Origin of the sequence: Lelliottia wanjuensis, from assembly GCF_030238365.1 — a bacterium.
Lineage (GTDB): Bacteria > Pseudomonadota > Gammaproteobacteria > Enterobacterales > Enterobacteriaceae > Enterobacter > Enterobacter wanjuensis.
Genome location: NZ_JASSOT010000057.1, coordinates 40,266 through 51,956, shown reverse-complemented (window position 1 = coordinate 51,956; position 11,691 = coordinate 40,266). Strand labels below are relative to the sequence as shown.

At 57.0% G+C, this 11,691-nt stretch carries 12 protein-coding genes; 3 read left to right on the top strand and 9 right to left on the bottom strand.

Features of this window, described 5'->3' with window-relative positions; translation table 11 throughout:
- Window positions 1-127: 127 nt before the first annotated feature.
- Together yigI and rarD are read left to right on the top strand one after the other, a co-directional pair.
- Complete coding sequence (gene yigI, locus QQF33_RS10355) at window positions 128-595, top strand: acyl-CoA thioesterase YigI (protein ID WP_095283881.1); 468 nt, start codon at window positions 128-130, stop codon at window positions 593-595.
- Window positions 596-646: 51 nt separating this feature from the next.
- Window positions 647-1,543, top strand: a complete 897-nt coding sequence (rarD, locus tag QQF33_RS10350) for an EamA family transporter RarD (protein WP_282493921.1) — start codon at window positions 647-649, stop codon at window positions 1,541-1,543.
- 84 nt (window positions 1,544-1,627) lie between these two features.
- Here rarD and corA read toward each other — a convergent pair whose 3' ends face one another.
- The 8 genes from corA to lptM form a co-directional block, all read right to left on the bottom strand.
- Window positions 1,628-2,578, bottom strand: coding sequence for a magnesium/cobalt transporter CorA (gene corA, locus QQF33_RS10345; protein ID WP_285145519.1), 951 nt, complete (start codon window positions 2,576-2,578; stop codon window positions 1,628-1,630).
- 150 nt (window positions 2,579-2,728) lie between these two features.
- Complete coding sequence (ysgD, locus tag QQF33_RS10340; RefSeq protein WP_212743980.1) at window positions 2,729-2,785, bottom strand: YsgD/CorL family protein; 57 nt, start codon at window positions 2,783-2,785, stop codon at window positions 2,729-2,731.
- Between the two features lie 149 nt (window positions 2,786-2,934).
- On the bottom strand, window positions 2,935-5,097 hold the full coding sequence (uvrD, locus tag QQF33_RS10335; protein ID WP_285157761.1) for a DNA helicase II: 2,163 nt from the start codon (window positions 5,095-5,097) through the stop codon (window positions 2,935-2,937).
- Window positions 5,098-5,137: 40 nt separating this feature from the next.
- Window positions 5,138-5,854, bottom strand: coding sequence for a 5-amino-6-(5-phospho-D-ribitylamino)uracil phosphatase YigB (gene yigB / locus QQF33_RS10330; protein WP_282493919.1), 717 nt, complete (start codon window positions 5,852-5,854; stop codon window positions 5,138-5,140).
- Entirely contained in the window at window positions 5,854-6,756 is a 903-nt protein-coding gene (xerC, locus tag QQF33_RS10325; RefSeq protein WP_282493918.1) for a tyrosine recombinase XerC, read from the bottom strand. The genes yigB and xerC overlap by 1 nt, the downstream gene beginning before the upstream one ends.
- Window positions 6,753-7,460 (bottom strand): DUF484 domain-containing protein, encoded by a 708-nt coding sequence (locus tag QQF33_RS10320; protein ID WP_285145521.1) that lies wholly within the window; start codon window positions 7,458-7,460, stop codon window positions 6,753-6,755. Before QQF33_RS10320 ends, xerC begins: the two co-directional genes overlap by 4 nt.
- Complete coding sequence (gene dapF, locus QQF33_RS10315) at window positions 7,457-8,281, bottom strand: diaminopimelate epimerase (RefSeq protein WP_095283888.1); 825 nt, start codon at window positions 8,279-8,281, stop codon at window positions 7,457-7,459. The genes QQF33_RS10320 and dapF overlap by 4 nt, the downstream gene beginning before the upstream one ends.
- A gap of 34 nt (window positions 8,282-8,315) precedes the next feature.
- Window positions 8,316-8,519 carry an LPS translocon maturation chaperone LptM gene (lptM, locus tag QQF33_RS10310; protein WP_282493916.1) on the bottom strand — a complete coding sequence of 68 codons (204 nt, stop codon included), beginning with the start codon at window positions 8,517-8,519 and terminating at the stop codon, window positions 8,316-8,318.
- Between the two features lie 137 nt (window positions 8,520-8,656).
- Here lptM and cyaY point away from each other — a divergent pair, with 137 nt between their 5' ends.
- Window positions 8,657-8,977, top strand: a complete 321-nt coding sequence (cyaY, locus tag QQF33_RS10305) for an iron donor protein CyaY (RefSeq protein ID WP_285148775.1) — start codon at window positions 8,657-8,659, stop codon at window positions 8,975-8,977.
- A gap of 100 nt (window positions 8,978-9,077) precedes the next feature.
- On the opposite strand, the gene cyaA is transcribed toward cyaY, so the two are convergent.
- On the bottom strand, window positions 9,078-11,621 hold the full coding sequence (gene cyaA / locus QQF33_RS10300; RefSeq protein WP_282493912.1) for a class I adenylate cyclase: 2,544 nt from the start codon (window positions 11,619-11,621) through the stop codon (window positions 9,078-9,080).
- Window positions 11,622-11,691 lie beyond the last annotated feature (70 nt).

Here is an 11,691-nt window from a genome sequence, read left to right as displayed (position 1 = left end):
AATAGTTATGTGCGACACATTCTACCTATTTCTCAATTAACTTCCCCTCCTCGTTTCTGAAAGTGGAAATCCTTATCCTTGAAGCATAAAATCAACATTTTGTTAACAACGAAGGATGCGACTGTTCATGTCAGCCACGCTTACCGCTGAAGAAGCTTTGAAACTGGTGGGGGAGATTTTTGTCTACCACATGCCCTTTAACCGCGCGCTGGGGCTGGAGCTGGAGCGTTACGAGAAGGGCTTCGCGCAGCTGAGTTTTAATAATCAGCCGATGATGGTCGGAAACTGGGCGCAAAGCATTTTGCACGGCGGGGTGATCGCCTCGGCGCTGGACGTCGCCGCCGGGCTGGTCTGCGTGGGCAGTACGCTGGCGCGTCATGACACCATCAATGAAGATGAGCTGCGTCAGCGCTTATCAAGGATGGGCACCATCGATCTGCGCGTGGACTATCTGCGTCCGGGCCGCGGAAATCGTTTTACCGCCACCAGCAGCCTGCTGCGCGCGGGCAATAAGGTGGCCGTCGCTCGCGTCGAATTGCATAACGAAGAGCAGGTTTACATCGCCAGCGCAACCGCCACTTATATGGTGGGTTGAGACGGTTTAATCGGGTAAAATGAATTTACTTTCTTGTAACGGATTATCCCGATGGATGCTAAACAGACGCGGCAGGGCGTTTTACTCGCCCTTGCCGCTTATTTTATTTGGGGTATCGCGCCCGCGTACTTCAAGCTGATCTACTTTGTCCCGGCTGACGAAATCCTGACCCACCGCGTGATCTGGTCGTTTTTCTTTATGATCGCGTTGATGAGCGTGAGCCGTCAGTGGTCAGGCGTGAAAACGCTGCTGCAAACCCCGAAGAAAATATTCCTGCTGGCGCTGTCGGCGGTGCTGATCGGCGGCAACTGGCTGCTGTTCATCTGGGCGGTGAATAACCACCACATGCTGGAAGCGAGTCTGGGGTACTTCATTAACCCGCTGGTGAATATCGTGCTGGGGATGCTGTTCCTTGGCGAACGCTTCCGCCGGATGCAGTGGGTGGCGGTACTACTTGCGCTCTGCGGCGTGCTGGTTCAGCTGTGGACCTTTGGCTCGCTGCCGATTATCGCCCTGGGACTGGCGTTTAGCTTCGCGTTTTATGGTCTGGTGCGTAAGAAAATCGCCGTGGAAGCACAAACCGGGATGCTGTTTGAAACCCTGTGGCTGCTGCCGCTGGCCGCGATTTACCTGTTCGGCATTGCCGACAGTAGCACCAGCCATATGGGCAATAACCCGTGGTCGCTGAACCTGATGCTGATTGCCGCGGGCGTGGTCACGACCATTCCGCTGCTGTGCTTCACCGGGGCCGCCACGCGCCTGCGTCTGTCGACGCTCGGCTTCTTCCAGTACATCGGCCCGACGCTGATGTTCCTGCTGGCGGTGGTGTTCTACGGCGAAGTGCCGGGGGCGGATAAGATGGTGACCTTCGCGTTCATCTGGGTCGCGCTGGCGGTGTTTGTTGCTGATGCGATTTATACCCAGCGTAGGGTGCGGAAAGGGTTGTAGTGGTTTTTTGCCGGATGGCGGCTTCGCCTTATCCGGCCTACAAAAACCGTAGGGCGGGTAAGCGCAGCGCCACCCGCCAGATTTTCAAAGCCAGTTACGGCGTTTGAAATAGAGATACGGCGCCAGCCCGGCGAGGATCATAAAGATAATCGCGCCTGGGTAGCCGAAGCTCCAGCGCAGTTCCGGCATAAATTCGAAGTTCATCCCGTAGCTCGACGCCACCAGCGTCGGCGGCAGGAACACCACGGATACCACCGAGAAGATCTTGATGATGCGGTTCTGCTCGATGTTGATAAAGCCCATCGCCGCCTGCATCAGGAAGTTCACCTTCTGGAACAGGGATTCGTTGTGCGGCAGCAGGGATTCGATATCGCGCAGGATCTCACGCGCCTGCTCCAGCTGACCGCCCGGCAAACGCGCTTTACGCACCAGGAAGTTCAGCGCACGCTGGGTATCCATCAGGCACAAACGCACTTTCCAGCCGATATCTTCCTGCTCCGCCAGCGTAGAGAGCGCTTCATCGTACTCATCGCCCTGATGGCCTTCCATGATCACGCGGCTCAGCTTTTCCAGATCGCTGTAGATGTTTTCGATTTCGTCCGCCAGCTGTTCGATTTTGGTTTCGAACAGATCGAGCAGCAGCTCGTAGGCGTTGCCGTCGACCATTGCCTGGCTGCGGGCACGCATACGATAGAGACGAAACGCAGGCAGTTCGCGCTCGCGCAGGGTGAACAGGCGGCCATCGCGAATGGTAAACGCGACGGTGGAGTTACCGGCGTGGTCTTCCGCATCTTCAAAAAAGAAGAAGGAGTGGATATGCAGGCCGTCTTCGTCTTCAAAGAAACGCGCGGAGGCCTCGATGTCTTCCAGTTCCGGGCGGGTTGCCAGGCTTTGCCCGAGCTCTGACTGTACGCGAAGGCGTTCATCGTCGTCCGGCTCGACCAGATCCACCCATACGGCATCAATGAGGGGCTGTGACTCTTCAGCTTCAAGCCGAATCAGTCGGTTTTTTTCCAGTTGAAATGCGCTCAACATGACCGGGACTCCCAATGCAAAAAATATCGGACAGTTCGGTGGGCACACAGAAACAATATGGGTTTCAGACCATTAAAAGCCTGACTCAGCGCGACGGGAATTATACAGGTCGCTGACAACCACTAAGGCCATCAGCAAGAGGAGATAGCCTTAGGAGTTGTTCCTGGATGACAGGGAATTGAGCCAGTATCTACTGGGTGTGTCCAAGGCGAATGTCCTCTTAGCGTAATCGTGCGCGCATGTTACGCCAGCAATAACTGCGGCGTCAACACGCAACGGGACGCTGAAGGGCAATAAATAGCCTTACGCTTATAAGGCTAGCAGATTATTACAAAATAATGATATTTTTCTGAACGTTACACTGCTTCCAGCTTCGCGTAGGCCGCGACCAGCCATTTGATCCCCTGGCCCTGGAACGCCACCTGCAGGCGGCTGTGCTCGCCGCTGCCTTCCAGATTGACGATAGTGCCTTCGCCAAATTTTGAGTGGCGAACGCGCTGGCCCAGCTTGTAGCCGGTATCGTTTTCCGAGATGGGCGTGCCCATCCGCTGATGGTTCACCGGACGGCTGATGCTGGCGCGTAGACGTACCTCTTCCACGCACTCTTCCGGCAGCTCGCCAATGAAGCGTGACGGACGGTGATACACCTCTTTGCCGTACAGGCGGCGGGTTTCCGCGTAGGTCAGGGTCAGCTTTTGCATCGCACGGGTGACGCCGACGTAGGCCAGGCGACGCTCTTCTTCCAGACGCCCGCCTTCATCGAGCGACATCTGGCTCGGGAACATCCCCTCTTCCATCCCGACGATAAACACCTGCGGGAACTCCAGCCCTTTCGCCGAGTGCAGCGTCATCAGCTGCACCGCATCCTGCCAGGTATCCGCCTGCCCTTCGCCTGCTTCCAGCGCCGCGTGGGAGAGGAATGCCTGCAGCGGCATCAGATCTTCGTCTTCTTCGTTGTAGCTGAACTGGCGCGTTGCCGTCACCAGTTCCTCTAAGTTCTCAATTCGTGTCTGGCCTTTTTCGCCTTTTTCCTGCTCGTACATCATCCGCAGACCGGAATCTTTCACCACCCGGTCGGTCTGCACGTGCAGCGGCATGTCGGCCGTTTCCTGCGCCAGAGCGTCAATCAGTTCCATAAAGCGCTGTAACGCGCTCGCGGCGCGTCCTGCCAGCGCTTTTTCCTGCAACAGCTCACGGCACGCCTGCCACAGCGTCAGCTGGCGGTCACGGGAAGCCTGACGCACCACGTCGAGGGTGCGATCGCCGATGCCGCGCGTTGGCGTGTTCACGACGCGCTCAAAGGCCGCGTCGTCGTTGCGGTTGGCAATCAGGCGCAGATACGAGAGCGCATCTTTGATCTCCTGGCGTTCGAAGAAGCGCATCCCGCCATAAATGCGGTACGGCATGCTGACCTGTAACAGCGCCTCTTCCAGCACGCGCGACTGGGCGTTGCTGCGATAAAGAATGGCGCACTGCTCCAGCGCTCCGCCGTTCTCCTGCCAGGTTTTAATGCGGTTCACCACAAAACGGGCTTCGTCCAGTTCGTTGAACGCGCAATAAATGGAAATCGGTTCGCCGTCGACGCCGTCGGTCCACAGCTTTTTGCCCAGACGCCCGTTGTTGTTCTCAATCAGGGCGTTGGCGGCGCTGAGGATGTTGCTGGTCGAACGGTAGTTCTGTTCCAGACGGATGGTTTCGGCACCGGGGAAGTCGTTGAGGAAGCGCTGGATGTTTTCCACCTGCGCACCGCGCCAGCCGTAGATCGACTGGTCATCATCGCCGACGATCATCACTTTGCCGGTGTCGCCCGCCAGCAGGCGGATCCACGCGTACTGAATGTTGTTGGTATCCTGGAATTCGTCCACCAGGATATTGGTGAAGCGTTCGCGATAGTGCTGAAGAATATGCGGTTTATTGAGCCACAGCTCGTGGGCGCGCAGCAGCAGTTCGGCGAAATCCACCAGCCCGGCGCGATCGCAGGCTTCCTGGTAGGCCTGATAAACCTTCTGCCAGGTTTGCTCCACCGGATTGCCGAAGCTCTGAATATGGTGCGGGCGTAACCCTTCGTCTTTCTGGCCGTTGATGTACCACATCGCCTGACGCGGCGGCCACTGCTTCTCGTCGAGGTTCATCGCCTTGATGAGGCGCTTGAGCAGACGCAGCTGGTCTTCGCTGTCGAGGATCTGGAAATCCTGCGGCAGATTGGCGTCCATGTGATGCGCGCGCAGCAGACGGTGCGCCAGCCCGTGGAAAGTCCCGACCCACATGCCGCCCTGACTGGTGCCCATCAGCTGGGCGATACGGTGGCGCATCTCCGCCGCCGCTTTGTTGGTGAAGGTCACGGCCATGATGGAATACGGCGAGCAGTTTTCTACGCTCTGCAGCCACGCGATGCGATGCACCAGAACACGTGTCTTACCACTGCCCGCTCCAGCCAGCACCAGCATATTGGTCCGCGTCGCGGCAACCGCGTCACGCTGTTTGTCATTAAGGCTGTCGAGAAGGTAAGAAACGTCCATTGGCACCAAAACCTGGTTATTTATACAATACTGCTGGTGATTATATCAGCGTGGTCAGGGATGCCAACCGCGAAATTTCGACGTGCGGCAACAGGCGGCTGTCGGCGGTCTGCATCAGGTCGGCATTTTCCGGTTTGATCCAGCAGGCCTGCATCCCGCAGCGGATCGCACCCGCCACGTCGGTGGTCAGGTCATCGCCCACGTGCAAAATCTCGCCGAGCGGCAGGCTGAGTTTTTCCGCGGCCAGGTGATACATATCGTTAAACGGCTTCGCACGCCCGTGCGGACCGGCGCGCAGGACGAACTCGAAATAGTCGCCGAGACCAAACAGTTCCGGCTGCGCGTTGCCATTGGTGATCGCCACCAGCGGCCATTTTTTAGCCAGCAATGCCAGGGTGTCGTGGGTTTCCTGCGGCACGTCGATGCGGCTGCGCCATTTGGCAAAGTTCGCCATCGAGGCCTCTGCGCCAAGCGCCGCCTCTTGCGCGCTCAGCCCGGCGTTCAGCATCGCCTGCTCAACGGCACGACGTCGCCACTCGGTCACGTCGTGGTAGATCTCCGGTTCGGTTTCACGCAATAACTGGCGCAGGCGCTGGAAATCTTTGTTTTGCAGCGTCTTTAAAGAGGGATGGTAGTTTTGCACAAACGCCAGCGCTTCCTGCTCGGTTCGCAGGATCACCTCGCGGTTGTCGTAAAGGGTGTCATCAAGGTCAAACGTCAGGGCAGAGATCTGACCCAGTGGGCGGTAAAAACGCATTATTTCCCCCGTTTTGCGCGTGGATGCGCCGAGTCATACACCGATGCAAGGTGTTGAAAATCAAGATGGGTATAGATTTGGGTGGTCGATAAATTGGCGTGGCCTAACAGCTCCTGCACGCCGCGCAGATCGCCGCTGGACTCCAGCATATGGGTCGCAAAGGAGTGGCGCAGTTTATGCGGGTGAACGTGGCTGTTCAGCCCCTGCTTGATGCCCCATTCGGCAAAACGCTTCTGTACGTTTCGCGCGGATATACGTTTCCCGAGCTTCGAGAGAAACAGCGCGTTCTCTTCCGCGCCAAACAGGCCGCGCAAATCCAGCCAGTGTTCAATCCACGCCACCGCATTGCGGCCAATGGGTAAACGGCGTTCTTTGCTGCCTTTCCCCATCACCCACACTTCGCCGGTATCGAGATCGAGATGTTTAAGATCCAAACCCACCAGCTCAGAAAGACGCAATCCCGCGCCGTACATCACTTCGAGCATGGCGCGATCGCGCACCGCCAGCGGATCGTTAAGATCGATATCCAGCAGACGATTCACATCATCGACGTCGATATTTTTTGGCAGATGACGCGGGGCTTTCGGGGTGGAGATGCCTTTCGCCGGATTGGCTTTGAGTTCACCCTGGCTCACCAGCCAGTCGAAGAAACTGCGCAGGGCAGAAAGACGTAACGCGAGGCTCGCCGGGCCTAAGCCTTTGCGGCGGCTGCGCACCACAAACCCGCGTACGGTGGCCGCGTCACAGTGTTGCCAGCTCTTCAGGCCGATCTCGTCGGCAATCTGCATGATGGCATCAAGCTGACGCTGGTAGTTCAGCAGCGTGATAGGGCTCAGCTGGCGTTCAACGCCCAGATAGCGCAGGAAACGCGCTACCAGAGGCGCAAGCAGGGAATCCGTCATACGCGCTCAATCCAGCGCTCCAGCAGCTCAGGGAGCATCAGGGCGATTTCCTGCAGCAGATGCGTGCCTTGTCCCTGCTCGTAATGATGCGCGTCGCGGCTGGTGAATAACATCACGCCCAGATCGCCTTCGCGCCCCATCAGGGACATGGCCACTGAACCGATAGCTTTGGCCTCAGGCAGTACCACCAACAGTTCCGGTCCGTTCAGCGGGCCGAGATAGTGATGTTCATGCCCAAGACGCTGAATACGCAGCGGTTCAAACGCCTGACGGCTTATCGCCAGATGGGTGAAACCGGAGGGTGCGCCGATGCGCCAGCGATCGGGGAACAGGCGAATCGTCGCACCTGCCAGGCCAAGCTCGCGCGCCCAGCGATGAAAACGGCTGAGGAACTCTTCCAGACTGTGCGCCGACGCCAGCCGCGCCTGCAGATGCAGCAGACGATAAAACAGACTTTCGTTGTTGCTGGCCTGTTCCATCAGCAGGGTCATGTTCTCTTCCAGCTGATCAATGTGCTTGCGCGAGCGCGCCATGTGCCATTCGACCAGCGAGACGGTGTCGCGCACCGGATGCGGCACGCGCATCTGTTCGACCACGCGTGCATTGCGGATAAAAAACTCAGGATTGCGCAGCAGATAATCCACAACCGTCCTGTCATCCAGTTCCGTTATGAGCTCCTGCAGTTCTTCCCCTGGTTGTTTCATAGATGGATAAACCCGTCGTATACGTGTGCCGCCGGGCCAGTCATATACAGTGGATGACCCGGACCTTTCCAGGCGATATCAAGACGACCGCCCGGCAATTCCACGCGAACCTCTTCTGCCAGTAACCCTTGCGAGATGCCGACAGCCACAGCCGCGCACGCGCCGCTGCCACAGGCACGCGTTTCGCCCGCGCCGCGCTCGTACACGCGCAGGCGGATGTGTTCGCGTTTCACCACCTGCATGAAACCAATATTGGCGCGTTCCGGGAAGCGTTCGTGGCTTTCCATTATCGGGCCTAAGGTTTCGACGGCGGCGATATCCACATCATCAACCTGAATCACGCAGTGAGGATTGCCCATCGAGACAACGCCGCACAATACTGTCTGCTCGGCCGCCCGCATAATATAGGTCTTTTCCGCTTTGATAGCGCGGAAGGGAACCGCCGATGGCTCGAAGTTAGGCTCACCCATGTTGACGCGCACCAGCTCGTCGTCGGTGACGCTAAGCACCATGCGGCCATTGGCCGTGCTGACACGAATATCGCGCTTGTTGGTCAGCCCTTTCAGGCGCACGAAGCGCGCAAAGCAGCGCGCACCGTTGCCGCACTGAGACACTTCGCTACCGTCGGCATTAAAGATGCGGTAGTGAAAATCGAGATCGGGATCGTAGGGCGGTTCGACCACCAGCAGCTGATCAAACCCCACTCCCAGATGCCTGTCCGCCAGGCGACGAATCAGCTCAGGGGAAAAAAAGACATTCTGCGTTACCGCGTCGACGACCATAAAATCGTTGCCAAGGCCATGCATTTTAGAGAACTGCATCATTTACTCCATTGCGCGGTTGAACAACTGATTGTCAGAAGTTGACCTGGCTTGGGCCACCGTTGTCGCCGCGATCGTTGCTCACCGGTGTCGATGACTCTATCTGGCTTGGCACGGGTTTGGTTGGCGGCGGAGCGGTTTTATCTGCCGGCGGGAAGTACAACGGCCCTTTCAGACCACAGCCAGTCAGACTAAACAAAGTGATGAGAACGGCAAGCGTTCGAAAAACGTTTTTCATTATAGGTTGCCCGTAAGTTCATGCTTTCTGTTTCTATCATCGCAGGAGAAGGCACAAAAGCAAGAGTTAGCCGCTTTCCTGCAACGGGAATTATTTAGCGTTATACTGCCGCCATCACGAAAAACAGGAACAAAACCATGAATGACAGTGAATTCCATCGCCTGGCAGATACCCTGTGGCAGACCATTGAAGAGCGTCTGGACGACTGGGATGGCGACAGCGATATCGATTGTGAGATCAACGGCGGCGTGCTGACGCTGAGCTTCGATAACGGCAGCAAGATTATTATTAACCGCCAGGAGCCGCTGCACCAGGTGTGGCTGGCGACAAAACAGGGCGGCTACCATTTTGATCTGAAAGGTGACGAGTGGATTTGCGACCGCAGCGGCGAAGCGTTCTGGGATTTGCTGGAGCAGGCTGCTACTGCGCAGGCGGGTGAGGAAGTGAGTTTCCGCTAAGTCTGTTGCCCGGTGGCGCTGCGCTTACCGGGCCTACGTTCGAGTCGTTGTAGGCCAGAAACGTAGGCCGGATAAGCAAAGCGCATCCGGCAATCGCGCCTCAGGAGAAATACTGCTGCAACAGCGGCTGATTGGCGTCCTCATTCATCGGCACCGGAGCAATTGTTTGGGTGCGGAACGGGATCACCTGCGCGCGGCCATCAACTTTCACAATCTGATAGAACTGCGGCAGGTTGAAGTTGATGAAGCTTGAGCCGTAGGTAAAGCGATCGTGTGAGGACGAATAGAAGCGGCTGACGTCGCGCACCAGCTCCTCTTTGCTGCCTTCGCAGTGGTGATACACCTCAGCGCGGTTGGTCTCATCCAGAATATAAATATTAAACCCGGATTCATCCCCCGCCTCTTCGAAGAAGAACTGAATAATCCCTTCGCTGGCAAAGCCATCCACCACCTGCGGCAGTTTGACGTGGTTGGTTTCCACCTGCACGGACAGGCCATGCAGCTTGTTGTGGGAAATCGCGCCGTAAAACTCAATCGCGTTTTCCAGCTTCTGCACCGACACGTTCAGACGTTCAAAGAACAGACCCCAGGTCTGGCCGGAGACGCGGAGCGCTTTGAAGCGTCCGGTTTCCTGACGCGTGCTGGACAGGCGCAGTTCGATGCATTCGGACACCAGCTGCTGCACGCGGGTGCGAATCAGACCGCGCAGATGCTGGCTGTAGCAGAACACTTCCACGCTATCCGGCGGTGCGGCGTCCTGGTGCATTTTGCCGAGAATGGTTTTCAGGGCTTCGATCATCGCCTGCTCGCCGTTGAAATGCAGAGTACGCACTTCGTTCCACGAGTTGCGATACAGCAGGTCAACGCTGCCCACCAGGCAGTTTTGCTGCTCGCCAAAGCTAAAGACATCCAGCTTGCGGAAATCAAAATGGACCACCTGATTGCGGAAGGCCGCCGTCGGGTCGTATTCCAGGTTGACGATAATCGCCAGATGGCGAATTTCACACGGGCTGTAGAGCGCTTTTGGCGTCGGCGCGGGCAGACGCAGCGGGAAGTGGTGCGACACATCGGCGACCATTTCCTGCAATTTGGCGAGATCGACGACGTCGTTGCCTTTGATAAACAGGCGGGTACGCGACGTCAACAGGCCGTTAAACCAGGCCCAGGCCACCAGCTTGTTCAGATAGCGGTTATATTCCAGCGGCTGATGGCTGATGATCGAATCCATGCTTGGCGCACGGTTGTACAGATACCAGCCGGTGCGGTTGGCGCGGCCTGGCGGAACATAGATAAAGGTCAGGTTCGGTTCTGACAGGTCAGGCGAAATCTGCGGGTTCACCAGCGTGACTTTGCCCGGCAGCGCTTCGAACGCGGCGTACAGTTTACGGGTCAAGACACCGATATCCTGCGGGCTGGCGGAGACGCTGAGGTTATTACGGCGGGCGAAGCGAATCAGGTTGCGGTAGCTCTGCATCATCGCATCGAGCAGTTCGTTGTGCGCTTCACGCACCTGATCGATTTTCCAGTTGGCGCGGTTATCGAGCATGGACAGACGCTCTTCGTCCCATCCCCACTCTTTGACTAACTGACTGACCACTTCACGACGCCAGCCAACGCATGCGCGTTCGCGGCTGAGTTTTTCACAGACTTTGAGATAGAAACATCGACGCACCAGGTCGAGACGCGTGGTGTCATCAATGGCTTTCAGGTATTCGGTGACGCGTTCGAGCATCATGCAGTAAGCATCGAGGCCGAAGGAAACGATCTCCCCGTCGTGCAGACGCTGTTTGATATCTTTTGCCAGCAGGCGTGGCGTCGGGTATTCCCAGGAGTAGGCTTCGAGCAGCAGGGTTTTCAGCACCGCTTTGTACGGTGAATCGATACTTTTATAGAGCTGCCACAGGCTCGCGCCAAAATACTCTTCGGCGGACAGGGAGCTTAAACCGCCCAAATCCAGCCATTCGTTTGGCGTCAGTACGCCCTGAGAATAGAGCGACATGACGTAGTCGTCGTAATGCTCTTCTTCTTCGCACGGCACCATATTCCACAGAATACGCTTCCCGGCGAGACGCACGGCGCTACGGTAAAATTCGTCGAGCAGCAAAATGTGCTGCGTGGAGCCGCAGTCTTCACCGCCGAGACTGCCACTTTCGTTATGGCGGAAACGGTTCTCATCGATCAGGAAGAAGCTCACTTCCACGCCGAGCGATGCCGCCCAGCTTTCCAGCAGGCTGCATTTACGCTGCAGCAGCTGACGCTCGTCGTTATCGAGCCAGGATTGATGGCAGACCCAGATATCCAGGTCAGAAGAGCAGCTTTGTCCTACGGACGAGGTACTCCCCATGGTGTAGACGCCGGTAATCGGCAGCTCACCTTTCGGGGATTCTTGCGGCGGCATACCGCGGTAGAGTTCCAGCTCGCTCAGATAGTGCTGCTGGGTTTCATCAGGCGTGAAAATACATATGCCCTGGGGAACGTTACCATCAAGGTAACCCGGCATCAGCGGATGGTGATAGTGCAGTAATGTTGGCAGCAGACTGTAAACCTGTTGGAAAGCAGGTCCCATGGCAGCAAGCGCACGATCCACGCGCAATTGATTTATGGCATCCAGTCTCTGTTTCAGAGTCTCAATATAGAGGTACAAGACATATCGCCTGATGTTGCCGGACGTAGCAATCGTTCAAAAGAGCGAATGATTACGAGCCCGCAGTATT

Bases quoted from the DNA above. Each gene is read 5' to 3' on its own strand.
- yigI (WP_095283881.1), top strand. From the start codon at position 128: ATGTCAGCCACGCTTACCGCTGAAGAAGCTTTGAAACTGGTGGGGGAG.
- rarD (WP_282493921.1), top strand. From the start codon at position 647: ATGGATGCTAAACAGACGCGGCAGGGCGTTTTACTCGCCCTTGCCGCT.
- corA (WP_285145519.1), bottom strand. From the start codon at position 2,578: ATGTTGAGCGCATTTCAACTGGAAAAAAACCGACTGATTCGGCTTGAA.
- uvrD (WP_285157761.1), bottom strand. From the start codon at position 5,097: ATGGACGTTTCTTACCTTCTCGACAGCCTTAATGACAAACAGCGTGAC.
- yigB (WP_282493919.1), bottom strand. From the start codon at position 5,854: ATGCGTTTTTACCGCCCACTGGGTCAGATCTCTGCCCTGACGTTTGAC.
- xerC (WP_282493918.1), bottom strand. From the start codon at position 6,756: ATGACGGATTCCCTGCTTGCGCCTCTGGTAGCGCGTTTCCTGCGCTAT.
- QQF33_RS10320 (WP_285145521.1), bottom strand. From the start codon at position 7,460: ATGAAACAACCAGGGGAAGAACTGCAGGAGCTCATAACGGAACTGGAT.
- dapF (WP_095283888.1), bottom strand. From the start codon at position 8,281: ATGCAGTTCTCTAAAATGCATGGCCTTGGCAACGATTTTATGGTCGTC.
- lptM (WP_282493916.1), bottom strand. From the start codon at position 8,519: ATGAAAAACGTTTTTCGAACGCTTGCCGTTCTCATCACTTTGTTTAGT.
- cyaY (WP_285148775.1), top strand. From the start codon at position 8,657: ATGAATGACAGTGAATTCCATCGCCTGGCAGATACCCTGTGGCAGACC.